Genomic DNA, 24,424 nt, shown 5'->3' with positions numbered 1-24,424 from the left:
TCGGCTGGCGCCGATCGCGCGGCTGCGCAGGGCTGGCGTGTTCATTGCATTGCTTGGCCGGCCGGCTCGCTGCTTGCATTCGAGATTTCGACCGCGCGCCAGCCGCCGCCGATCGCCTTGTAGAGCGTGACCGTGTCGCTCAGAATCTGCTGATGATTGGCGAGCAGCGCGAGTTCCGCGGACGCCACCGAACGCTCCGATTCGAGCACCTCGAGCTGCGAGACGAGCCCTTCCTTGAGCTGCGCCTCGACTTGCGCGGCGACGGTGCGCAGGCGCTCGTTCTGCTGCTGAAGCTGCACGCGCTGCCGCTTGTGCGCGTCGAGATCGACGAGCGCGTTTTCCACTTCCTTGAACGCGGTGAACACGGTCTGCCGGTACTGCTGCTCGGCCACCCTGGTCTGCGCCTCGGTCGTCTTGATGTGCGCGCGCACGCCCGGGTCGAACATCGGCAGGTTGATGCTCGGCAGGAAGCTGAACGTGAACGCCTTGAACAGGTCCGACAGCGCAAACGCCGCGGTGCCGCCGCGCCCCGTCAGGCTGATCGACGGCAGTTGCGCCACCTTCGCCGCGCCTACTTCGTCATACGATTCGAGCACGCGATACTGCGCGGCGACGACATCCGGCCGGCGCGCGAGCAGTTGCGCGGGCAGCCCCATCGGCACGTCCGGCAGCCTGACGCGCTGCCGGAGATGCCCGGCGGGCATCCTGAATTCGCCGGCCGGCACGCCCAGCAGCGTCGCGAGCGCGTTCTCGGCCGTGTCGCGCGAGCGGTGCAGCTCGATCAGCTCGTTCGCCAGCCCGTTGAGCTCCGCGCTCTGCCGCAGCACTTCCGTCTGCGGCGCGACGCCGTTCGCAAACATCGACTGGTAGATCGCGAGGATCTGCCGGTTCTTGTCGAGCGTGCGCTGTTCCTGCTCGATCTGGTCGTCGAACTGGAGGATCTTGAAGTACGTGCTCGACACGTCGGCGACGAGCGTCAGGTAGCCTGCGCGCCAGTCGGCCTCGGTTGCGTGGTATTCGGCCTTCTGCGCCTGCACGCCTTTCTCGACCTTGCCCCAGATGTCGATCTCCCAGTTCACCTGGCTACCGAGGTTGTAGGTCTTCGACAGCGCCCGATGCGTGTTCTTCTCGAAGTCCACGCCCGCGCCGAGGTCGACGCTCGGCAGCGCGCCCGCCTGGACTTCGCCGACCTGCGCGCCGGCCACGCCGATGCGGGCCGCAAGCACCTTGATGTCGACGTTGCCCGCGATGGCCTTGTCGATGAGCGCGTCGAGATACGGATCGTCGAAGCTCTTCCACCATTCCGGGTTGACCGCGTCCGACGCGGATACCGGGCCGTGCGCGTGCGCCCACGTGGCCTTCGCCGGCATCTCCGGGCGCTGGTAGGCGGGCATGTTCAGGTCCATGCAGCCGGACAGCAGCGCCGCGCATGCTCCGGCGGAACCGGCAAGGCGGGCCAGCGAACGCAGGAGACCACGGCGGTTGCGCGTGGCGGTCGGCGACAGGCGGGTGTTCACGATCGACTCCTTCGGAGGAACGCGGCGACGGTGCGGGATCGGGTGGATGTGTTGGCGTTCGGGCTGCGGCGTTGCACGCTCGCGTCTCATACTGCATGGGGCGTGCCAGCCGCTCGCGGGATCGGCGGAAATCATGCCGGGCGGCTTGCCGATGCGGGTCCGGGCGATGCAGACGGTGGTTGGGGCGATGCGCGGGCGGCACACGGATCAGTGATGCGTGACGGGTCGCCACCGACAGTTCCGGCTCGGGATGTCGGGAAGGCACCGACACTCGCGCCGCTCGCGCAATGGGCGACAGCGTCGTCGCGCAAGGCACGCCCCCGCGCAGGCGTGCGCGACGTCACTTCACGTGGATCGTGATCTTCTTCGAATAGACGGGGGGATTTTGCGGCACGTGGTTGGCGTCGCCCATCAACAGCTGCAACGTGTGCTTGCCCGGAGGAAGCTCCAGCGTGGTTTCGGTCTCGCCCGCGCCGAAATGCAGGTGATTCCGGTCGGACGGAATCGGCTGGTCCATCGGCGGCAGGTCCGTATCGACCAGCAGGTGATGGTGGCCCGTGTTCGGAAACTGCACGTGCGACGGCGCGACCCCCATGTCTCGCAGGCCGAACCACACCCGGAACGGACGTCCGGCCGGCAGCACCTGGCCATCGTTGGGCCAGCCGATGTAGACGACGGCCTTCGGGGAATGCGTGCCGGTCTCTGCGGTCGTCGCACCCGTCCATAGCAGCGCCACGGCGGCGGCGAAGAGGATGAGCTTGTTCATGGCGTCTATTCCCGGTTCGTGCGGCAGGCGCGGCATGGCGCGCTACTTGACCGTGATCGTGATCTTCTTCGAATACACCGGCGGATCGTGCGGCACGTGATCGTAGTCGCCCATCAGCAGCTGCAGCGTGTGCTTGCCGGGTGGAAGCTCGATGCGCGCCTCGGTTTGACCGGCGCCGTAATGGAGGTGATTCCGGTCCGACGGTATCGGCTGGTCCAGCGGCGGGAGATCGGTATCGACGAGCAGATGATGATGGCCCACGTTGGGCCGCTCGATGCCTTTCGGGCAGATGCCCATGTTGCGCAGGCCCATGCGCACCCAGAACTTGCCGCCCGCGATCGTTGCGCCGTCCGACGGCCAGATGATGTATGCCTCGGCGCCGGGCGGCGAAGGCGTACGCCCCGCGGCAAACACGATCCTCGGCGCCAGGACGGTGGCGGCCATGACCAACAGCGTAGCCCTTCTTCGCATCTTGTTGCTCCTCGCGTTGGTGGCGGCGCGCGGCGTCGGACAGTGGAGCGTGTCTAACAGCTTAGGACGTAATCGACAGGAAGGCACATATCGATGGCCCGGGGTGATCGGCCGGCATCGATGCGTGAGCACGCATGTCTGTTTTTTTCAAAAACCGCGGGTGGTTCCGGTGATCGCGCGCTGAGTGCACGTGCTATCTTGAATGTGTCCTGGCCGCGCCCGCGCCCGCCGCAGGCCGGCATTGCGCTCGCCACGGCCGGACACCCGGCAACGGCTGCGCTCCGCCTTCGGCCATCTGATCCGACGGCGCACCATAGGGGCTGAATATGTGGCGAATACTCTTGCCCGCATGCCTGTTTGCGTCGATCTCGGTGACATCGAGCGTCTGCTCCGGCGAGAACCTGCATCCGTTTGCAGCGCCGCCGCCGGCGTCCGCGCGCGCCCCGTCCGTCGAACCGCATCGCGTCGCGCTCGTGATCGGCAATGGCGCATATCGCGACCATCCGCTCGCCAATCCGGTCCATGACGCCGATGCGATGGTCGATGCGTTGCAGGCGCTCGGCTTCGACGTCATCACGCTGCGCAACGCCACCCGGCAGCAGATGTTCGACGGGCTTGCCGCGTTCGAGCGCCGCATCGCTGCCGACGGCACCGGGCTGGTGTATTTTGCGGGCCATGGCGCCAGCGTCGGTGGAACGACGTGGCTCGCGCCGGTCGATGCCGACGTCGGCTCTCCGGCCGGCCTGGCACGAACGGGCATCGACCTGCAAACCGTGTTCGATGCGACGTCGCGGCGGTACGGTGACCGGATTGATCTGATCATTCTGGATTCCTGCCTGAGCGCGCCTCCCGGCGCCGGCAATGCGGCGGCCCGCCGGCCGCCGCCGCACACGCTCGTCGCCTACGCGACAGCGCCCGGCGAAAACGCGGCCGACGGTGCAACGCATGGTGTCTACACGGCGGCGCTGCTGCAGACGCTCGCGTTGCCGGGACTCGGCATCGCACAGGTCTTCGACCGTGCCGGCGCGATGGTCGAAAGCGCCACCGGGCATCGGCAGATGCCGTGGGTCGCCACGTCCCTTTCCGATGCGGCAACGGCGTTTGCATTCCCGGGGGCCCGTCGCGCGGGAACCCGCGCGGCGCATTCCGGCGACGGCATCGGGAAGCGATCCGACGTGCCGGCCGACCTCGGCGTCGTCGTGCTCGACAGTCGTGGCGTGATGCCGAAAGACAGCGCCGAGCAGTACGAAATCACGTTCTGGGAGTCGATCAAGGACAGCAAGGACGCGGGCGACTACGAAGCCTATCTGAAGACCTACCCGAACGGCCGCTTCGCGCAGTTGGCGCAGGCCCGTCTTTCGCGACTTCGCGCGGCCACGCCCAAGGCGCCTGCGGCGTCCGCGCCCGCACAAACGGCAAGCCCCACGCCGGCCCCGGCCCCAGTTCCTGCTCCGGCGCCAGCATCAGCGGCGGCGCAGCCTGCGCACACGCCTGCCTCGCCGGCGAAAGCACCGCCTCCCGCTGCGGCGGCGGCCCCATCGGCACCGCAGCAGAAAGGCGGCGCGACGGCCGCCAATGAAATCCGGGATTGCCCTGCGTGCCCCGCCATGCTGGCGGTCAGTCCGGGGACTTTCGCGATGGGCAGCAATTCGGGCGATCCGTCGGAAAAACCTGCGCATCGCGTCACGCTCGATCATTCCTTCGCGCTCGCGAAGTATGTGGTGACCGTCGCGCAGTGGAACACGTGCCGCGATGCGGGCGCCTGTCCGCGCCTGCCCGGCGACAGCAACACCGCGCCGAATGCGCCTGCGCGCGACCTGAGCTGGGACGATGCGCAACAGTACGTGAAGTGGCTGTCGAAAATCAGCGGCAAGTCCTACCGGCTGCCGACCGAGGCCGAATGGGAATTCGCGGCCCGCGGCGGCACCGCGACGCGCTACTGGTGGGGCAACGAGATGCGCCCGGGCAACGCGAACTGCAAGGACTGCGGTCCGCCGTGGCGCGCCGATGCACCGGATAACGTCGGGTCGTTCGCGGCCAATCCGCTCGGCTTCTACGACATGGCCGGCGGCGTATGGGAATGGGTCAGCGATTGCTGGCACAACTCGTACAAGAACGCGCCTGCCGACGGCCGCTCGTGGGACGAGCCGAGTTGCCAGGTACGCGTCATCCGCGGCGGCTCGTGGCGGGATGGGGCAAGCTACATGCCCGTCTCGACACGCTTCAAATACGACAGCAGCGTACGCTATTCGGCAAACGGGTTTCGGGTGGCCCGGGACATGAAGTAGATCTGACCCTGGCTCATGAAACTGTCCCGTCCGGAAGTGGAAAACGCCGGCATGACGTTGTTATCAAGACGAGGAGGTCATGCCGTGAAGAAGAGCAGGTTCAGCTTGCTGCGCCGCCGCCGGAAACGGCTACGCGGGTTCATCTGACAGAGGCGACATGATCGATAAACGCAAAGAAGGGGTCCACCGTATAGCCGGCCACGAAGGCGATTGCAAGTGGTGATGCCGAAATGGAACCCTCCATGAACTTGTCGAACAGCCCGATCACTGTCCCTACGATCACGGCGACAACGATGCGCGTGCAGTAAGCACATTGAGCATGTGATGCGTGATACGTCTGGTTTTTAGTCCGAGTACACAAGTCACGAAGAATAAAGGCCAAGGTGCCAAGGACCGCATAAAACACCGGCAGCAGATAGACGGCGATGGCGCTCCAGAGAAAATCGCTGGTATGTTGAGCATTCTGTGCCATCGCACGAATGTCCTGATACACCGCGAGTTTCTGGAGGCCATCGTCTATCGAGTGCTCGGGACCTTGGGCTCTTTGATCGTCCTTGCAGTCATCACCTGAATGATCGCGACGCACAAGCATCGGCAGGGTCACTTCGAGATTTTCTCTCCGGGTCGCCTCGTTCTTCATCCACGGCGATTTGTAGGGGTTCTCGTCACGACCGTGAAGCGAAAGCGTTTCCAGCCATCTTGTCTCCGCGTAGAGTTGGCGATTGTTGCGGGCGAACACCTGGAGCTGTTCCTTTATCGTGAGCGCAGGCGATGTCATCGCCTGTTCGTAGTCGATCTCGCGTCTTTCATCGGCCACGGACACCTTGCGTTGGCAAGCTGAGGGGTCCGGGTCAGGCTTTCCCCCTCGCACCAACACCCTATCGGCATCGTAGGCGCCGCGTTGCCTTGCGATTGAGACAATACGGCTTCGCTGCGTCTGAAGTGCCTCGTGGAGAGGAATCGCGATCTTGTCGTTCGCTTCGACCAGTGCTTTCCCGCTCGCGGAAAGCTTTGAGTCGACGAACATGACCATCGACGCGGGAACGATGAGCACGGCCAGGATAGATGTGAGCACGAAGTAGCGTCGGGTCGCCTTCTTCGCGTCTTCCGTCGATTTCGGATCAAGTGTCTCGGCGCTGACCGGCTTTATTACACTGGCCAGACGGCTTTGCGCGCAATACAGTTGCCCTTCGAGTTCGGCCGTCAATTTTCCGCCGGCCACGGCTTCGCGAACCACCGCAATCGTTGCGGGTATATCCGGTTCGATCATTTTTCCGGCGCGAGCCGCGTATGCCAGCATCCTTTCGGAATCCTCCAGCAGATTTCCGACAGATGACCCGACAAAGCTAAAACTAGACATGATGCCCTCCAATTCAACCAATGTTGCCAAGGTTTGCGTCTTGGACGGCTATGCCGACGCATCTATCGTGCCATCGCGCCAACACCGTTTTCCGGCGGACGCGTCAATCGCTTCGCTCAGTCTGGCGCGCGAAAGTGTTGATGCTCGACCAACATTTTCCCGGTCGGAAGTTTGATCGGCGAAGACAGCTATTCAAAAGGACGAGGCAGTCATCCGGGCCAGCCGCGATGCGAACCGAATGCGATCTGCCCGGACTATTGGGCGTCACGCGTCACCCGTACGGCGGATTTCGATGTGTTGCCAACGTTCCGGCATCGGGACCAACTGCCGTAGATGGCCGTAGCCGGAAATCGGCGCCATAACGCGCAACGCCATCTGAACAGCTGATTGGTGTTGCGCGTTACGGCGCGCGGCGAGGCATCGAGGCGACGAGACAAGCAGAGAATCCTGGCGACCTAGCTCGCTTCCGGCAGCGCGAGATCGGGAATCGTGCCGCCCGCGATACGCAGGTTGACTTCGATCTGGCGTGGTCCTTGCTCGGTATGAATGAACTCCATATGAAACATACCGATATCGAGCCCCAGCGCTCGCAGTTCGAGCCGATCCCGCTGCAACTGCTGCTTGTCCGTGGAAAGCAGGAACACGTAGCCGGGGAGATTGGTCATCGCCGTGGTGCGTGCCAGACGACCGCTATCCCGGATGCTTGCGCTATGGAAGCTGGGCAATTTCGTCCAGCTCGAGATATCCGGCGCTCGTACGATTTCGCCATTGGTGTCGCTGACAAGAAATACGCAGCTCGAATGGCATTACAGCGGCAAACGCGCTCGGGTCGTGATTGGGGTGCGGCATGGTTTTTCCGGAAGTGATGCGTCGGAAAAGAGCCCGATCTTGTACATATCCATGTTCTCTGGCAACGACAAGCATTAGAAGTACAAACCATTTTCATTGGTTAGCACGCGGTCCATGACGGGCGTAGAGGAAGATGAAGCTGTCACAACTTCGCCAATAAAGTCGTCAGCTCACGCATCAATGCTGCCGGCGGCCGCCTGCACCGCGCCGATCGCGCCGGCGCCGGCGTGGAAGTCGCGCCATTGTTCCATCGGGGATGCACGCCTGCGTTGATGCGGGCGTGCCTGTTTTCGAGCGCCCGGGCGGAGTCGGCTATCGCGCGGTCTGCTGCCGCTGGATTTCCTTCGCCTTCATCTGCAGGTAGTCCTGCCGGTCCAGCTCGTGGAGCTGCCGCGCGTACTGCTCGGTCGCGTCGAACCAGCGGGCAAGGCGCTGGTCGAGCGGCTTGTCGAGGGTCCCGAGGTAGGCGTCGATCGCAAGGTAATAACGCATCGTGTTGCGCTCCAGCAGCCCGCGCACGCCGCCGATGTACGCGGGCGGCGTCGCGGCGGGCGCGCTCGCGACGGTAAAGCCGACCTTGTCGCGCCCGATGGTGCCAAGATAGGCCTTCATCGCCATGCGGCCCATCGTGCCGAAGCCATACGCGTACGTCAGATGCAGGAACGTGCGCGTGTCGCCGACCGGGATCGCTTCCAGCGCGATGCGGTAATCCTTCGTGCTCATCGGCCCGCTGTCGGCACCGAGATCGACCTGGAAATAGCCCGGCGTCGCGGGCGCCGCACGGTAACGGAACGTCACGCGATAGGTGTCGTCCAGCTTCTGCTCGACCTTCCTGCCGAGGTTGACGTCGAGCGTCTCGCCGTCGCTGTTCGACGATGCGCGGCAATACTTGACGTTGAGGTGCAGGATCAGGACATCGCACCAGTTGGCCGGTCCACGGGCGGGGTCGTTGAGCCTGCCGTTGACCACGGCGAACGGATAGTCGACGACGGCGTAGATGTCGCCCCGCAGCGCCGACTTTCCCTCCGACGATTCGAGGTACAGCGGACGACGGAACGGATTGTGCTTCAGTTGCTCCGACAGGTCGTGGTATCGGTCGAGCAGCGTCGCGGCGGCGTCCGCGCCGAACGACAGCGCGCTCCAGGACAGACACCATGCGGCAAGGATGGCGTGGCATCCCGGCCGGAACAGCCGGAACGGTCGGTTCACTTCGGTATTTTCAGCGGTCGACATGTGCATGCTCCGGCCGGCGGCGCCGGTCGTGAACAAGCTTACCCCTTTTGCGTCAGCGCTTGCGCGGCTTGGGCGGCGGCAACTGCGCAGCCGTGATCTGGATCAGCCGCGACAACCACTCGCGCTCATCCCACCGCTCGCCCGAAATGACGAAACACGGCTTCGCGCCCGGATACGGCGGGCCTTCGTCGCATGCGCCGACAAAAGCCTTGCCTTCGGGTGTCGGCTTGACGAACAGCTGGTCGTCGCAGACGAGCGCCACCATCTTTCCGTCGCAATAGATGCCGTATTCGCCGAACATTTTCCGCGCCGACACGGCGCCGGCCGCCGCCATCTGTTCGACGATGAAATCCACGGTGCTTTGGCTCGATGCCATGCGTTTCCTCGAAAAAACAAGTCAGGTTGATGCGACGCACGATGCGCTTGCGCCGCCGTCACTTTTCCGCCGAGAACGCGTCCGACAGCTGACGCGCCCGTTTCACGTCGTCGCCGTGCAGGTAGATCGACGTGGTCGAAATCGACGCGTGACGCAGATTATCCCGCACGGTCGTCAGCTCGGCGCCGCGCGCGAGCGCGTGGGTCGCGTGCGTGTGGCGCATCCAGTGCGGGCTGGCTTGCCGCAGCTTCGCCGCAAGCGCCGGGTTGTCCGCGTCGACGAGGTCGGCCGTCTGCCCGAAGAAGCGCTGCAGCACTTTCCAGAGCCGCACGCTGGTGATCGCGGCGTCGCCGTCCTCGGCCAGGCTCGGGATCAGCGGCGTATCGGGCCGCCAGCGGCTCGGCGTGACCGGCAGGCGGCGCGCGACCAGATGGCGGTCGAGCGCCGCCCGGGCCAGCGGCGGCAACGCGACCCTGGCCGCCTTGCGCCCTTTCCCGACGACCTTGATCCACGGATCGCCGTGCGCGTCGGTCTCGATGTCGCCGAGCGTCGCGCCGACCAGTTCGCTCGCGCGCAATCCCGTCGCATAGCCGAAGTCCAGGATGAAACGCAACCGGTGCGCCGCTGCCGGCTCCCAGCCGTACGACCATTCGAGCCCGTCGCCGATCGTCCTGACGAGCAGCCATTCCCCTTCGGTAAACGCGTGCGACGTGTCGAGCACGATCGACCGGCGCGTATCGCGCACCTTGACGCCGGCGAACGGATTCGCGAGCAGATAGCGCTGCTCGATCAGCCAGCGGAACAGCGCACCGAGCACCGACAGCGTGTACGCGGCCGAACGCGCCGACAGGCCGCCGGAGAACGGGCGCCAGTCGGCCGCGCCGCGCGGCCGGACCGGCCCGATCCAGCGTTCGGCCGGCGTCGGGCGGCGCAGGAACGCGCGGTACGCGACCGCGTCCTCGGTCGTCAGCGACGACAGCGCGCGGCCGCGCTCGACGATCGCCCACAGGATCAGCCGCTCGGCTTCCTTCCGGTACGCGCGCCGGGTCGCCGTGGATTCGTGCAGCGACAGCCACGCCTGCACCGCCTGGTAGTCGTTGTCCGCGTCGAGCGTGCAGGTGGCGCGCGGCGCGCGGAAGGTCCCGGCCGACCCGTCGACTTCGTGCGGCAGCCGGAGCTGTTCCCACGGCACGATGCCGCTCGGCGGCGACACCGCGACGAGCGCCCGCGCGCGCGCCGTCAGTTCCGGGTGCGCGGCGAAGAATGCCTCGATGCGGCGCGCGCTGGCCAGGCCGAGCCCGGGAATCGCTTTCCACCACTGGCGACGGCGCGGAATCCGCACGGTGAGATCGGCCAGCGTCGCAATGCCGTGCGCCCGCAGCGCGGCAACCGCACGGGCGGGCAGCCAGTCGTCGACGGCGTCGCCGATGTGCGGCGACGGCGCGCGCGCATGCCGCAGGATCTCGATCGCTTCGGCGACAGCCTTTGCTTCCCGTAAACGCTCACCTTCGGGATGCAACAGCACGTTCGCGAGATCGGGTCGGCGCGCCGATTGCGCGGCGCGCACGAGGCGGCGACGAATGCCGCCGAGCACGCCGCGCGCCGAGCGCCGCGCGCCCAGCCGGTCCGGCAGATAGCGTTCCACCGCGTGACGGACCGTCATCCCGGCGTACCACGCGCGCAGCGCGGCAAGCTCGTCGGCATCGGGAAAGCCGGCGGAAGCGGGTTCGGTCAGGAGAGGCAGCGATGGGAGCGGGTTCATGCCGCCAGTGTGACATAGAAATGATGGCATTAAGATAACTATCATTATCTTGATGAGCCGATTCTCATCTAAAACTTACTGAAATGAAAATACGTGTCACATCGGCGCTCTCGCTCGATCCGGATCGCAACGCATCGGATGCCGACTGCCGGATGCGTCAGAATGGATCACCGGCGCGAAGCATTCGCGCTCGACGCATGCGCCGAGCACCATCTCGTCCACGGCGGTTTCGACGTTGAGTCCCTGCACGAGCCGAATGCAACCGTGGCCGTGGATCAACCGACCGCCAAGGCAGACGACACATGAAACCGGGCACTTCGATCGGAATCCTCTGGGCAGCGTTGTGCGCCGCCATCGGCTCGACATGGGTGGAACTGCTGTTGTGGTGGCTCCACGGCGACGACGCCGTTCGGAACCTGTATCGCGACGCGCACCTCACGGCCGCCATCGTCATGGGCCGACGCGCGCTTGGGCCGCCCGCCGGCTTCGAGCCGCTCGTCATGGGCGTGGCGACGCTCGTGCATCTGTTTCTCTCGCTCGCCTACACCGCCGTGCTGGCGGTGGCGATCCACCGTCTGTCGCTTCGGCCGGCGTTGCTCGCGGGGGCCGTGTTCGGGCTTCTTCTCTACGGGATCAACCTGCACGGCTTCACCGGGATCTTCCCGTGGTTCATTCCGGTTCGCGGTACCATCACGCTGGCGGCCCATCTGGCATTCGGGATCACGGCGGCGGCAACCTACCGGCTTGCAGGATGGTCAACACGGCGGCGCCTGTGACGGAGCCCCGGACGAGGACCGAAAGGTCCTGCGCCGGGCGCGTTTGTTACCCCGCTACCACTGGTACGACACACCTCCGCCGTATGTGCTGCCCTGCCCGCTGATCCCCACACCGAGCTTCGCCTTCAGGTTGTCGGAGAACCGGACAGACACGCCGATTGCCGATGCCGAATAGCCTTGATAGCTGCCGGCGCCGATCCCGACCGCAATCGTCTTGCCGGGATCGACTTCCGGGATCATCGTCAATGCGGTGGCGGCCGCCACGCCCGAATAGGCACGGCGTGCAGCTTGATCGACGCTCGATTGCACGCTCCTGAGCTGATTCATGTTCGCCGCATCGGTGCCGCCAATCCCCGGTGCGACGTTCGTGAGCCGACGTTCATGGTCCGGCGAACCGAATGACACCGTGTTCGGCTCGGACGCTACCGAGTTCGCGCCGATCGCTACCGAATTCGCCGCCGACGCCGTCGAATGGGCGCCCAGCGCGGTTGCGTTCGTACCCGAGGCGATCGCCCCCTGGCCGAATGCCGACGATCCGTCTCCCGACGCGCTCGCGCCCTGCCCCACCGCCGTGGAGCCGCTGCCGGACGCGCTCGACGCCTGCCCGAGCGCCGTCGAGTTATCGCCCGATGCATTCGATGCCTGACCGAGTGCCGTTGCGTTGGCTCCCGAGGCCGACGCCGCGCCACCCACCGCCGTGCTGTTGGCGCCCGACGCGTTCGCTACCGGCCCCACCGATACGCCACCCACGCTGTTGGCGTGGATTCCGCCGCCGGATATCGCGGTCGACAGCGACGCGAGACTGTCGTTCGTCGTGCTCAACCCCGTTGAAAGCGATGCGATCCCGCTCCGCGACGTGCTCAAGCCGGTCGAAAGCGACGAGATGTTGCTGCTCGTCGTGCTCAGCCCGGTCGACAGGGAGCTCACGCTGCTGCGCGTCGAACTCAGCCCGGTCGACAAGGAACCCAGGCCGCTTTGCGTCGTCGACAGTGCACTTGCCGTCGAGGTCGACAGCGATGCCAGCGCCTGGGTGACGGCGTTCATCTGCGATCCGTTCACGGCGTCGGTCGACGTCGCGGAAATCCGCCCCGCCGCGACGTTGATGATCTGCCGTTCGGCCCCCGGTGCGCCGACGCTCACCACGCTTGTCGGCAGACCGCCCGCGAACGAATACGTCTGACCGGCAATCGGGGCGCTGCCTGCCGGACGTGCAGCCGCGGTAACGCTGCCCGAGCCCAGCGCCACGTCATTGGCATTGCTTGCGATTGCATTGGCGCCCAACGCGATCGCACCGCCCCCTGCGGCCGTGGAGGTATCGCCGAGGGCCAGCGAGCCCGTTCCTGTCGCAACGTTCGCGTTGCCGAGCGCCACGGCGCCCTGGCCGTTCGCCGAGTTGTTCGCGCCCAATGCGACCGCGCCGGTGCCTGTTGCGACGTTCGGATCGCCGATCGCCACCGCGCCGTCCCCGCTCGCCGTATTCGCAACGCCGATCGACACCGACTGCCCGCCTGTCGCGACGGCGGTTCGGCCAATCGCGACCGCGCCGCCGGTTGACGCGTTCGCGTTATCGCCCATTGCGATGCTGCTTGCGCCCGATGCCGTGGACGCCGGGCCGACGGCGATCGCGTTCGTCCCGATCGCCTGGCTGTCAGGCTGCGACGAGTTGGTGTGGAAGTACTTGGTTCCGCCGCCGTTGACTGCGGTCGACAGCGAACTCAACCCGGTGGACAGCGAAGAGATGTTGCTGCTCGCGGTGCTCAGGCCCGTCGAGGTCGAGGTGGACAGCGAAGCGACCGAGCTGTTGGTCGACGAGAGACCTGTCGACAGTGAGCTGATGCCTGTCGAGGTCGAGGTGGACAACGACGCGACCGCGCTATTGGTCGACGAGAGACCTGTCGACAGTGAGCCAATGCCGGTCGACGTGGAAGTCGACAGCGATGCGATCGAACTGTTCGCCGAGCTGATGCCCGTCGAGGCCGACGTGGACAGCGACGCAACCGAACTGTTCGTCGACGACAGACCGGTGGACAGCGAATTGACGCCGCTTTGCGCGGTGCTGATGCCCGTCGACGTGGAAGTCGACAGCGATGCGATCGAACTGTTCGCCGAGCTGATGCCCGTCGAGGCCGACGTGGACAGCGACGCAACCGAACTGTTCGTCGACGACAGCCCCGTCGAAAGCGACGATATCGAAGTCGTAGCCGAATCGAGCTTCGACGCGACCGCGTACAACTGGCTACCGTTGATCGCGTCGGTGCTGGCGGCCGTGACCTGACCGGCTGCGACGTTGGTGATCTGGCGTTCCGCGCCCGGCGCGCCGACGCTCACGACCCCCACGGGCGCGCTGCCGGCGAATGCGCCGAACGTGGTCGAGCCGACTGCCGCGCTGCCGGTCGGGTTAGCCACGGCCGTTGCCGAGTTCGCGCCGAGCGCGACCGAGTCGTTGGTCGAGGCGACCGCGCCCTTGCCGATCGCGACGGCGTCGGCACCCGTCGCGACGCTGTCCGCGCCCGTCGAGTTCGTGTGGACGTACTTGATGCCGTTCGCGTTGATGTTGTCGATCGCCGAGCCGACGCTGTTGTTTGCCGTCGTCGTGCCGTTCGCGTTGTACGTCGTGTACGACGGCGCGGAGATCGCGCCCGTCGCCGGGTTGTAGGCTGCGCCGCCGCCGAGCGCCGCAGCGGTGCTGCTGCCGAGGTTGTTGGTCGTGGTCGTGATCGTCGACAGACCAGTCGACAACGAGCTGATTCCGGTCGACGTGGAAGTCGACAACGATGCGATCGAGCTATTGGTCGAACTGATGCCGGTCGAAGCCGAGGTGGACAGCGATGCAACCGTGCTATTGGTCGACGACAGACCAGTGGACAGCGAGTTGACACCGCTTTGTGCCGTGCTGATACCGGTCGACGTGGAAGTCGACAACGACGCGATCGAGCTGTTGGCCGAGCTGACGCCTGTCGAGGCCGAGGTGGACAGCGACGCAACCGAACTATTGGTCGACGAGAGACCGGTGGACAGCGAGTTGACGCCGCTTTGCGCCGTGCTGATGCCCGTCGACGCGGAAGTCGACAGCGAAGCAACCGTGCTATTGGTCGACGACAGACCGGTAGACAGCGAGTTGACACCGCTTTGTGCCGTGCTGATACCGGTCGACGTGGAAGTCGACAACGACGCGATCGAACTGTTCGCCGAGCTGATGCCTGTCGAAGCCGATGTGGACAGCGATGCGACCGAACTGTTGGTCGACGACAAGCCAGTGGACAGCGAGTTCACACCGCTTTGCGCCGTGCTGATGCCCGTCGACGTGGAAGATGACAGCGATGTGATCGAGCTGTTGGCCAAACTGATGCCGGTCGAGGCCGACGTGGACAGCGAAGCAACCGCGCTATTGGTCGACGACAGACCGGTGGACAGCGAGTTGACACCGCTTTGTGCCGTGCTGATACCGGTCGACGTGGAAGTCGACAACGACGCGATCGAACTGTTCGCCGAGCTGATGCCTGTCGAAGCCGATGTGGACAGCGATGCGACCGAACTGTTGGTCGACGACAAGCCAGTGGACAGCGAGTTCACACCGCTTTGCCCCGTGCTGATGCCCGTCGACGTGGAAGATGACAGCGATGTGATCGAGCTGTTCGCCGAGCTGATGCCCGTCGAGGCCGACGTGGACAGCGAAGCAACCGTGCTATTGGTCGACGACAAGCCCGTCGACGTCGAAGTCGACAACGACGCAACCGAACTGTTGGTCGACGACAGTCCAGTGGACAGCGAATTGACACCGCTTTGCGCCGTGCTGATACCGGTCGACGTAGAGGTCGACAGAGTATTGATCGCCTGAACGGTTGCAAAAAGCTGCGAGCCGTTCACTGCGTCGGTGCTCGACGCCGTCAGGCTTCCGGCCGCAACGTTCGTGATCTGTCGCTCGGCCCCCGCAGCGCCGACGCTCACGACACTGGCCGGTGAAGTGCCGGCGAACGTATAGGACGTTCCACCGATCGTTGCGCCCGGCGTCGCATTGGGCGCTGCAGTCACGGAGCTCGAACCCAGCGATACGTCATTCGCGTTATACGCGACTGCGCCGGCGCCGAGTGCCACACCGCCATTGGCCACCGCGGTCGAAGCATTGCCAAGCGCAATCGCGCCGGTGCCGGTTGCCATGTTCGAATTGCCGAGCGCGACCGCGCCCTGCCCGTTCGCCACGTTGCTCGCCCCGATCGCAACCGCCCCGGTCCCGGTTGCCGTGTTGGGATCGCCGATCGCAACCGCACCGTTGCCGCTCGCGGTCTGCTGGCTGCCGATCGCGACCGCGCCGGTGCCGCTGCTGGCGCTCGACTGGTAGCCGATCGCGGTCGCACCCGTGCCGGCGGACGCAGCGACCACGTTCGAATCGCCGATCGCGACCGAAGACGACGTGCTGGCGGACGCGCCCGATCCCAGCGCGACCGCCTTGACGGCCGAGCTCGCCGCCCCGCCGATCGCGATCGAGCCGGCGCCGTTCGCGACCGCCGCGTTGCCGACCGACACCGTGTTCTGGCCGCTCGCCGTCGCGGCATGCCCGAACGCCACGGCCGACTGCTCGGACGTCCCGGATGTGATGCCCGAGTTGGCCGCCGATTGCGCGCCGATTGCAACGTCGCCCTGCCCGCTGGCCTTCGCAAGCGCGCCCACCGCATAGGTGTCCATCGCCGACGCGACCGCGCCGATCCCGAACGCGATCGCACCTTGACCCGACGCGGTCGCATACACCCCAACCGCGACCGCCCCGGCTCCACTCGCATTCGCGCCCCATCCGAATGCCTGCGACGCCCAGCCGTTCGCATGCGCGTCGCAGCCCATCGCCGTCGTTTGCAGCCCGTATGCAGTCGTGCCTGCAATTCCGTTGGCGCTCTGCTGGACATTGCCCGTCACGCTGTTGTTCGCGGTCCAGCCTTGCATTCCGGTCGTTTGTCCCGCACCGGCGTTCGTAGGATCGTTGTAACTCGTTGCGGTGTTCTGAACGCCGAAACCGTAGATGCCGCCGGTGAAATTCGCCCCCGTACCGTAAACGCCGGCTACGGTGAATGGCCCTGAAGTCAACCTGTTGCAATCCCCGTCGCCCACCATCGCGATCGAGTTTGCCGATGCCGTCGCGCCAAGCCCTCCGGCACTCCCCCCCGCATGCGCGGTACCGCTAGCGTTCGACACGAAACCGTTATCCGACGCCGTGACCGACGCGTAGGCACTGGACGACAGCACCAACGTCGCAAGCAGCGACACCGCGCTCCCGACGGCCGCCACCAAGCCGGTTCCGCGCGACGCGCCGCCAGGCGAGTTTCCGGATGACCGTTCGGAAACGACCACAATCTGGCCCCGCGACCTGTTCCAGACTTTTCTATATATCTTGTTCATAATCAGTCACCCATCAAACAAACGATACGCAGTCCAAATCAAATGACAAACGACATCTCTTCGGATTTATATATTTCACCGGAACCAGGCTCCCGAAACATCAACAACGGAATCGGCGCACGCTATCCGCGGATTTCCTCGCAAGAAGAATTCCGCAAAGTGGATGCCAATGAGTCAGATCAATCCCCAGCTTGAAATTGACCTCACCAACCTCATCGCATTTTTCTGACGAGAGACTGACCGGAAATCGCCGTGACAAGAAAAATCAGTGATCGCCGACTCAACTGCTTCTGCATCGTCGCCTTAAAACAAGTCAACAAGCTAGCCGACCAAGACTGATCATTAAAAGAGCACCTCTTTTGCGCAACACACCCGATCTTCGACTCGGCCGCCGCACATCACCAACCGGTTCACACAGTCTATATTCGATTTCAAAAAAATGACGCGAATCGACACCACGACAGTGTTAATTTTATATAAATCAATATCGCCAGATAAAACACGAAATCCGTTTTTTATTCACCAAAACAAAACCCGTAATTCATATGATTATCCGTATTGGCAAATGAAACATCTCGCCCTGCGAAACCGAATGATTGAAATGCAGGCGTCTTTCCTGAAGTGTTTTCGCAGGATCGTGTCGGCCGTCCTCGAGCCGTTGTCTCCGCCAGTACAAAGCGCGCACGTCGCTGCCAACGGCAGGAACGTCGAGTCGGGCCTGGTCCGACTCGACGCGAAGGCAACCGCCCAATTGCCGGTATGCGCGTCGAGGTTGCCGGCGCACGTGCGTGCATCCGCTACTGCTCGTCGTCCGGGCTCGGAATCAGAAATTGACGCAGGTCCTGGCCGACCAGCCACTTGGGCACACGCCCCCGTCCCGACCACGTGGCGCCCGTCTGCGGGTTCCAGTATTTCGGCGAGACTTTCCGCCCGCGGAGCGGCGACTTCGCCATGTCCCGAACGTCCACACCGCTTTCGGCCAACAGTTCAAGCACTCGCTGGGCGATGCGTCGAGCCTCGTGCTCCCTCGCGATTTCGATCTCTTTCTTCAGAAAATCGAATTGCATCATGAGTTCGCTATACGTCTTCATTACGTTCCCCCGCTCCCAGCTTCTCGCCAATCGTCGATGCTCAATCTCGCCGCTGCGGTCGATTCTTCCGATTCGCATCGACGCGTCGCGTGGCTACGACTGGCGCCGAAAGACGAAGCGTCAAAGTGATGCGGATGATCGGCCGTCATCAGGCATCGAATCGAAGTCCATTACGTCGCGGCACGCGTCGAGATCTGGCTGAGTTCGACAGAGATCGCATGGCTGCAAGCCTGCAGCCGCGCGAGATAGTCTTGAACGTTGACGCGACTGATCCGTGCCTCCGGCCCCGTCACGCTGAGGGACGCGATCGCCGTGCCTGTCCGGTCGCAAACCGGCACCGCGATCGCGACGACCCCCGCCGTCACTTCGCCGACGCTCACCGCGTAGCCTTTGCGCGCGATCGCGTCGAGTTCCTCGGCAAGCTTGAACGGATCGCCCTGCGCAGTTCTTCGCACTTTCGCGAAATAGGTGTCGCGCACCTCGCCGGGCGCGAACGCGAGCAGCACCTTGCCCGATGCGCCCAGGCTGACCGGCCGTCGATTGCCGACGGCGCCGATCGTCCGGATCTCGCGGGTCGTCTCGCAGCGCATGATACAGACGGTTTCGAATCCCTCTCGCACGCGCAGCACGACGGTCTCGTTGATCGCCTGGCTGAGCGCAAGCATGTGGCACTGTGCGGCGTGCACGAGCGCGGTCTGTCGCAACGCGGCGACACCGATGACAAACGCCTGCGTTCCAAGCGCATAAGTCGACGTGCGCTCGTCCTGCACGACGTAGCGATGGATCTCGAGCGTGCAAAGCATGCGGTACGCGCGCGATTTGTTGATGCCGAGCTTCAACGCAAGCCGGGTCACACCGAGATGTGGATGCTCGGCCACGCAGTTCAAAAGCTTCAGCGCGCTGTCAACCGCGTCGACGATGTAGTTCATTACAGTTCCCCCACCCTGGGCAACTCAGATAATTTCGAATGCATGGCAGGCGAGCAGGCATTGGCGCAAACATCCGGCAACGCATGTCAATGCATTGAACGACGACGAAATTGCTGCTTCGCACCGCAATCACGCGCTCAGAACGAGCCCCTCAAGTCTGCGCCGTGTTTGATGCCGATATGGCGCAGACTTTCCAGCTGATCGCATGTCCATTTTGAATTTCCCACCGGACAGAGCGGCGACATCGATGATATTTCCACCAGGTCGTAATAGCTCAACGCAACGGACGATCCGTAAATACTCTTCGCCTGTACATCCCCGGGCGTGATTTCATTGGATGCGCAGCGCTCGATGATCATGTTGCCACGCAGCACGCACCGCTGCGCCCAGACAACAGGGGGAAGATATTGATCGATCGGAAGCGGGCAATTTGCGAGCAGCCACAGACATAACCGTGGCGTCCGCCAACGTTCCGGCAACCAGCGCAGAATGCTCACCACAACCCCCGATCCCCGAACCAATGCCAACAATACCGTTATCTCCCCGACTTCCCGCGAAAATGTTATTTCAGCGCAAGACACCTGCTTTCACCACACGAATTCGCCACCTCGTTTTATCAGGCGACACACGGACAGCATCACATATCGTCACACAATAAACCGCCCGCACATCATTATTTCGAGACGCAGTCTAACTCGACTCTTTATTGATTTATCAATGCGCGTGACACGAATTTGTTAAACTTGTAAAAACTGTTTTACCTATCGAAAATCGCTTCATTTTGTTTTTCCTGTCGAAACACCAAATGGATTTCCGCCGGCCATATATCGACAGGTAAAACATTTCGTCGGGCGAGCTTGATGCCGGCAGGTGAATCGCGTTGCCGACTGAAGTTTTCCTGATGCCCTGACGCGGTGTTCTTCGGAAAAACCGGCAGCGTGCAGAGCGGGATTGTCAGGTAGTGGTCAATCCGCCGCCCGCCTGGCAACTTGTCCGACGAGACGATTGCGTTCAACCGTTCGCGCGCCGCGTGTTGAATTCGACGTCGGCCTGCACTAGCTTGTTTAAATGCCCGAATGATGCTGCGACGCCTCGCCGGACGCGAATCGACGCGCTATGGCGCGAAAGTTCCGGCCGCGCTCGCGCGTGTCGATCGTCACCGGGCAATCCGATGGAGCACCTGCGATGCGCTGCCGCGCAGCATCCCTCTTGATCCCGCTGCTCTGCACCGCCGGATTGGCGGCGCAGGGCGTCGCCGAGGAGCACGCCATGACCTTGACCCTGACTTCGCCGGTCTTTCGCGAAGGGGGCGAGATTCCCCGCCGCCACACCTGCATGGGCGCGGACGTGTCGCCGCCGCTCGCGTGGTCCGGGGTGCCCGCCAACGCAAAGAGCCTCGCGCTGATCGTCGACGACCCTGACGCGCCGGACCCGGCCGCGCCACAGATGACATGGGTCCACTGGGTGCTATACAACATCCCGCCCACGGCGCCCGGGCTGCAGGAGGCGCTCACCGGCAGCGCGCTGCCGCCGGGCACGCTCGAAGGCATCAACGACTTCCGGCGCGTCGCGTATGGCGGCCCCTGCCCGCCTGTCGGCCGCCACCGTTATTTCCACAAGCTGTACGCGCTCGATACGGTGCTGCCCGATCTCCACAAGCCAACCAAGGCCGCGCTGGAGAAGGCGATGCAAGGGCATGTGGTTGCGCACGCGGAACTGCTCGGCACGTTTCGGAAGTAAAGGAACAAGGCAGGCAGACGAACCCGGCCGCGACGAACACATGAAGCATCGCGCGATCGGGTCGCGCAGGCCCGGCCCTGCGCCCGATCGCGCGCGTCGCTTCACGCAAGCGTCACGTCGACGCGAAACCGCTCCGATTCGACCATTTCGAACTCGCCGATATGCCCGGCGTCGCGCAGATCCCTTTGCGCTTGCCGCAGCAGCGCAAGGCGCTGCGCCGCATCACCGACCGTCACGATCGAAGCGGCCGCCTTCATCGACACCTTCGCGTCCGACTTTGCGCGACGAATCTCGCGCAGCACATCGGAAGCGACGACGCTCATCGCGCTGTCCGCCTCCGCTCCGGCAAGCATCCGCAGCGATGCGACGTCGGGCCACGCCGAACGATGGATCGACCCCGTTTGCCACCATGACCAGCACTCTTCCGCGGCAAACGGCAGGAATGGCGCGAACAAGCGCTGCAACACGGACAGGGACGCGGCCAGCGCGCGGTGCGCGGAGAAGGCGCGCGCATCGCCTCCCCGCGCGCGGTTTTTCACCAGTTCCACATAGTCGTCGCAATACCACCAGAAAAACGCCTCGACATGCTCGATTGCCTTGCTGTAGTCGAGCGACTCGAATGCCGTGGTCGCCAGCGTCACGACCTGCGCGAGACGCGCGATCATCGCGCGATCGAGCGCCTCGCAGAGCGGCGCGGCGGGCGCATGCGCGAAGCCGAGCGCAAGCTTCGAGACGTTCAGCAGCTTCAGTGCGAGACGGCGGCCGTTGCGCATCTGCGTTTCGTCGAAGGCCGTGTCCGTGCCCGGGCGTCCGAGCGCCGCCCAATAGCGCACGCCGTCCGAGCCGTGCGCGTCCAGCAATGCGGCGGGCGTCACCACGTTGCCTTTCGATTTGGACATCTTCTTGCGGTCCGGATCGAGAATCCAGCCCGACAGCATCGCGTGCGTCCACGGCAAGCACGCGCTCTCCAGATGCGAACGCGCGACCGTCGAGAACAGCCATGTGCGGATGATGTCGTGCCCCTGCGGGCGCAGGTCCATCGGGAACACACGCTCGCAGCATTCGTCCGGCTCACCCCATGCGGCGGCGATTTGCGGCGTCAGCGAACTGGTCGCCCAGGTATCCATGATGTCGCTTTCGCCGGTGAAGCCGCCGGGCTTGCCGCGCTGCTCCTCGCCATAGCCGGGCGGAACGTCGGTTTGCGGATCGACCGGCAGCGCCGGCTCGGCGGGCTGGATCGGCGTGCGGTAATCGGGCTGCCCAGCCGCGTCGAGCGGGTACCACAGCGGAATCGGCACGCCAAATATTCGCTGGCGGCTGATCAGCCAGTCGCCATTCAGGCCGCCCACCCAGTTCGCATACCGGCTGCCCATGAATGGCGGATGCCAATGGAGCTCGGCGCCGCGCGCCAGCAATTCGCCGCGCAGCGATGGATCGCGTCCACCGTTGCGCAGATACCATTGGCGCGTCGCGACGATTTCCAGCGGCCGATCGCCCTTTTCGAAGAACTTGACGGCGTGACGGGTCGGTCGGGGCGCGCCCATTAGGGCGCCCGCCGACGCAAGTTGAGCCACGACCTCGCGGCGCGCGTGGGGTAGCGGCGCTCCCGCAATGCGCGCATAAGCGGTTCTGCTTTCATCCGACGGAAGCCATTCGGGCGTCTCGTCGCGCAAGCAGCCGTCCTTGCCGACGATCGCGCGCGTCGGCAATTCAAGTTCGCGCCACCAGATCACGTCGGTCAGATCGCCGAACGTGCAGATCATCGCGATGCCCGTCCCCTTGCCGGGATCGGCAAGCGCATGCGTCATCACGGGAATGTCGATGTCGTACAGCGGGCAGCGCACGCGCGTGCCTGCGAGTGCGCGAAAGCGCGCATCGTCGGGATGGACGACGAGCGCCACGCATGCGGCAAGCAGTTCGGGCCTCGTCGTGGACACGATGACGTCGTTTCCCGCGTTATCCAGGAAGCGGAGATCGTGCCATGCACCGTCGATCTCGCGGTCTTCGAGCTCGGCCTGGGCGACCGCGGTCTGGAACGTGATGTCCCACAGGCAGGGCGCTTCCTGCTGGTAGAGTTCGCCGCGCCGCAGGTTGCGGAGCAACGCCCGCTGGCTGACGCGCTGCGCGCGTGCGCCGATGGTCGCGTAGTTGAGCTCCCAGTCGACCGAGATGCCGAGCCGCACGAACAATTCGCGAAACGCGGTTTCGTCGATGGCGGTCAATCGATGGCACAACTCGATGAAATTGCGCCGGCTGATCCGCTTGAACGATGCACGCTGCGTCGGCACCGCGTCCGGCGCGCGAAAGCCGGGATCGTATGGCGCATGCGGATCGCAGACGACGCCATGGAAATTCTCGACGCGACGCTCGGTCGGCAGGCCGTTGTCGTCCCAGCCCATCGGATAGAAAACCGTCTTCCCCGTCATGCGCTGATAGCGGGCGATGATGTCCGCGTGCGTGTAGCTGAACACGTGACCGACATGCAGCGAGCCGGAGACGGTCGGCGGCGGCGTGTCGATCGAGTACACCGCGTCGCGCGCGGCGGCGCGGTCAAAAGCGTAAATACGCTGCGTTTCCCATCGGGTGCTCCATTTCGCTTCGAGTCCGTCGAGACCCGGTTTCTCCGGGACGGAGCGGTTGATGGGCTGTGTCGTTTGTTGAGACATGGTGGCGCTTCCCTGTCGTCGTCATGATGTGTGGAAACCGGATGGCACGGAATGGGTGCAAAACGGGCGCGAGCGCGGTCCGTCCGCGGGCCATGCGGATGCTTGATGAGAATCGCCGCGTTCAACGGCGATGCCGGCGGCTGGATGAAGTGTCGCGGCGGCTGCCCGATGGGCGCGCGAGACGGAGCCGGTTTCCTCGCAGGTCGTCGGGGGCTGGCGACGTGGGAACGCGCCATCCGAGCGGACGGACTGCATCAAATCCGGGAATGCGTTCGGGGGAAGCGTGACGAGGGTGCGCGCAATGGCGCAAGCGCTTGAGGCGGGATACAGCGATTGAACGGATTGCCGTTGCGGCGATCAGCGCGGCGTTACGTTTAACGGTGACATAGCATCCTCCATGGATAAGGGGAATGGAATTCCGGACTCGTAGCCCGGACAGCAATTTATAGACGAATATCGGAGCGCTCGCAATAGCTGCCTGGAGGTTCGGGCGAGAGCGTGCACGCCGGATCGCAAACTGCCGGTCGTGCAATGGAAACACGCATGGCTCGTCCGGCGCCGATGGCGTATTTTGAGCGTGGATGCGACCTTGCTGGCCGGTCACGTTCCGTTGATCCGACGAGTATCGGCGACACCGTGGTTACGGGATCGACACATCGTGCAACTTGATGATTCAAGGAGAGTGTGATGCGAACTCATCTCATTGCCCGCGGCCTGGTGATTTCCGGCTTGATAGCCGGCGGCGCGGCGAAGGCCCAGCAACCGGCCGCCGACACCCGCACGTCAATCGAATACATCCGTCCGGGCGGACAGTTCGTCAACCCCGTACCGTACTCGCCGGCCGTCAAAGCCGGCCATTTTTTATTCGTCGCAGGCACCCCGGCCCTGGACAAGGATGGGAAGGTCGCCGTCAACGACTTCACCGCCCAGATGAATCAGGTAATGGAAAACATCGGTGGCGTGCTGAAGGCTGCGGGTGTGGGCTGGGATCGTGTCGTCAAGGTGACCGTATTGCTCGTGCGGCGTCAGGATTTCAAGGAGATGAACCGCATTTACGCAACACATTTCGCGCCGGGGAAATATCCGGCCCGCACCACTGCGATCGTGAGTTCGTTGCCGAATCCGGACTTCCTGCTGGAAATCGATTGCGAAGCCGTCGTTGAATAGCCTGGAAGTCGATGTCGGCTTTGGCATCGTGTGACGGACGCGATC

Annotated in this window: 19 protein-coding genes and 1 pseudogene; 6 read left to right on the top strand and 14 right to left on the bottom strand. The window is 64.3% G+C overall.

Going from position 1 to position 24,424, the window contains the following annotated elements; translation table 11 throughout:
• Positions 1 to 41 precede the first annotated feature (41 nt).
• From ACFIMZ_RS35120 to ACFIMZ_RS35110, 3 genes are all read right to left on the bottom strand, one after another.
• Positions 42 to 1,607: an efflux transporter outer membrane subunit gene (locus ACFIMZ_RS35120; protein ID WP_431825859.1), complete on the bottom strand. Its 1,566-nt coding sequence runs from the start codon at positions 1,605 to 1,607 to the stop codon at positions 42 to 44.
• 250 nt (positions 1,608 to 1,857) lie between these two features.
• Positions 1,858 to 2,283 carry a DUF4399 domain-containing protein gene (locus tag ACFIMZ_RS35115; RefSeq protein ID WP_431825858.1) on the bottom strand — a complete coding sequence of 142 codons (426 nt, stop codon included), beginning with the start codon at positions 2,281 to 2,283 and terminating at the stop codon, positions 1,858 to 1,860.
• A gap of 42 nt (positions 2,284 to 2,325) precedes the next feature.
• Positions 2,326 to 2,754 (bottom strand): DUF4399 domain-containing protein, encoded by a 429-nt coding sequence (locus ACFIMZ_RS35110; RefSeq protein ID WP_431825857.1) that lies wholly within the window; start codon positions 2,752 to 2,754, stop codon positions 2,326 to 2,328.
• 326 nt (positions 2,755 to 3,080) lie between these two features.
• Here ACFIMZ_RS35110 and ACFIMZ_RS35105 point away from each other — a divergent pair.
• Both ACFIMZ_RS35105 and ACFIMZ_RS35100 read left to right on the top strand, forming a co-directional pair.
• Positions 3,081 to 3,782 (top strand): annotated as a pseudogene (locus ACFIMZ_RS35105) (caspase family protein); the annotation flags it as partial.
• Positions 3,783 to 5,042, top strand: coding sequence for a formylglycine-generating enzyme family protein (locus ACFIMZ_RS35100; RefSeq protein WP_431826032.1), 1,260 nt, complete (start codon positions 3,783 to 3,785; stop codon positions 5,040 to 5,042).
• A gap of 139 nt (positions 5,043 to 5,181) precedes the next feature.
• Here the strand turns inward: ACFIMZ_RS35100 and ACFIMZ_RS35095 are convergent, their stop codons facing one another.
• From ACFIMZ_RS35095 to ACFIMZ_RS35075, 5 genes are all read right to left on the bottom strand, one after another.
• Positions 5,182 to 6,402 carry a hypothetical protein gene (locus ACFIMZ_RS35095; protein ID WP_431825856.1) on the bottom strand — a complete coding sequence of 407 codons (1,221 nt, stop codon included), beginning with the start codon at positions 6,400 to 6,402 and terminating at the stop codon, positions 5,182 to 5,184.
• 455 nt (positions 6,403 to 6,857) lie between these two features.
• Positions 6,858 to 7,067 carry a hypothetical protein gene (locus tag ACFIMZ_RS35090; protein WP_431825855.1) on the bottom strand — a complete coding sequence of 70 codons (210 nt, stop codon included), beginning with the start codon at positions 7,065 to 7,067 and terminating at the stop codon, positions 6,858 to 6,860.
• A 496-nt stretch (positions 7,068 to 7,563) separates the two neighbouring features.
• Positions 7,564 to 8,484 carry a hypothetical protein gene (locus ACFIMZ_RS35085; RefSeq protein WP_431825854.1) on the bottom strand — a complete coding sequence of 307 codons (921 nt, stop codon included), beginning with the start codon at positions 8,482 to 8,484 and terminating at the stop codon, positions 7,564 to 7,566.
• Between the two features lie 52 nt (positions 8,485 to 8,536).
• Positions 8,537 to 8,860 (bottom strand): TfoX/Sxy family protein, encoded by a 324-nt coding sequence (locus tag ACFIMZ_RS35080; RefSeq protein ID WP_431825853.1) that lies wholly within the window; start codon positions 8,858 to 8,860, stop codon positions 8,537 to 8,539.
• A 58-nt stretch (positions 8,861 to 8,918) separates the two neighbouring features.
• Complete coding sequence (locus tag ACFIMZ_RS35075; protein WP_431825852.1) at positions 8,919 to 10,622, bottom strand: phage integrase family protein; 1,704 nt, start codon at positions 10,620 to 10,622, stop codon at positions 8,919 to 8,921.
• A 162-nt stretch (positions 10,623 to 10,784) separates the two neighbouring features.
• On the opposite strand from ACFIMZ_RS35075, the gene ACFIMZ_RS35070 reads away from it, so the two are divergent.
• Together ACFIMZ_RS35070 and ACFIMZ_RS35065 are read left to right on the top strand one after the other, a co-directional pair.
• Entirely contained in the window at positions 10,785 to 10,928 is a 144-nt protein-coding gene (locus ACFIMZ_RS35070) for a hypothetical protein (RefSeq protein WP_431825851.1), read from the top strand.
• Entirely contained in the window at positions 10,925 to 11,398 is a 474-nt protein-coding gene (locus ACFIMZ_RS35065) for a sodium:proline symporter (RefSeq protein WP_431825850.1), read from the top strand. Before ACFIMZ_RS35070 ends, ACFIMZ_RS35065 begins: the two co-directional genes overlap by 4 nt.
• A 54-nt stretch (positions 11,399 to 11,452) precedes the next feature.
• On the opposite strand, the gene ACFIMZ_RS35060 is transcribed toward ACFIMZ_RS35065, so the two are convergent.
• From ACFIMZ_RS35060 to ACFIMZ_RS35040, 5 genes are all read right to left on the bottom strand, one after another.
• Positions 11,453 to 16,786, bottom strand: a complete 5,334-nt coding sequence (locus ACFIMZ_RS35060; RefSeq protein ID WP_431826031.1) for a YadA-like family protein — start codon at positions 16,784 to 16,786, stop codon at positions 11,453 to 11,455.
• A gap of 797 nt (positions 16,787 to 17,583) precedes the next feature.
• Positions 17,584 to 17,877: an H-NS histone family protein gene (locus tag ACFIMZ_RS35055; RefSeq protein ID WP_431825849.1), complete on the bottom strand. Its 294-nt coding sequence runs from the start codon at positions 17,875 to 17,877 to the stop codon at positions 17,584 to 17,586.
• Positions 17,878 to 18,047: 170 nt separating this feature from the next.
• Positions 18,048 to 18,806, bottom strand: coding sequence for an IclR family transcriptional regulator (locus ACFIMZ_RS35050; RefSeq protein ID WP_431825848.1), 759 nt, complete (start codon positions 18,804 to 18,806; stop codon positions 18,048 to 18,050).
• Between the two features lie 137 nt (positions 18,807 to 18,943).
• Positions 18,944 to 19,303 (bottom strand): hypothetical protein, encoded by a 360-nt coding sequence (locus ACFIMZ_RS35045; protein WP_431825847.1) that lies wholly within the window; start codon positions 19,301 to 19,303, stop codon positions 18,944 to 18,946.
• Between the two features lie 260 nt (positions 19,304 to 19,563).
• Complete coding sequence (locus ACFIMZ_RS35040) at positions 19,564 to 19,821, bottom strand: hypothetical protein (RefSeq protein ID WP_431825846.1); 258 nt, start codon at positions 19,819 to 19,821, stop codon at positions 19,564 to 19,566.
• Positions 19,822 to 20,075: 254 nt separating this feature from the next.
• Between ACFIMZ_RS35040 and ACFIMZ_RS35035 the strand changes: the two genes are divergently transcribed.
• A complete protein-coding gene (locus tag ACFIMZ_RS35035; protein ID WP_431825845.1) occupies positions 20,076 to 20,546 on the top strand; it encodes a YbhB/YbcL family Raf kinase inhibitor-like protein in 471 nt (156 codons plus the stop codon).
• A 101-nt stretch (positions 20,547 to 20,647) separates the two neighbouring features.
• Here ACFIMZ_RS35035 and valS read toward each other — a convergent pair whose 3' ends face one another.
• A complete protein-coding gene (valS, locus tag ACFIMZ_RS35030; protein WP_431825844.1) occupies positions 20,648 to 23,212 on the bottom strand; it encodes a valine--tRNA ligase in 2,565 nt (854 codons plus the stop codon).
• 687 nt (positions 23,213 to 23,899) lie between these two features.
• Between valS and ACFIMZ_RS35025 the strand changes: the two genes are divergently transcribed.
• Positions 23,900 to 24,379 carry a RidA family protein gene (locus tag ACFIMZ_RS35025; protein WP_431825843.1) on the top strand — a complete coding sequence of 160 codons (480 nt, stop codon included), beginning with the start codon at positions 23,900 to 23,902 and terminating at the stop codon, positions 24,377 to 24,379.
• Positions 24,380 to 24,424 lie beyond the last annotated feature (45 nt).

Origin of the sequence: Burkholderia sp. F1, assembly GCF_050813845.1 — a bacterium.
Classification (GTDB): domain Bacteria; phylum Pseudomonadota; class Gammaproteobacteria; order Burkholderiales; family Burkholderiaceae; genus Burkholderia; species Burkholderia ubonensis.
Note: the sequence above shows the minus strand (reverse complement) of the source record. Positions and strands in the feature narration are given on the sequence as shown.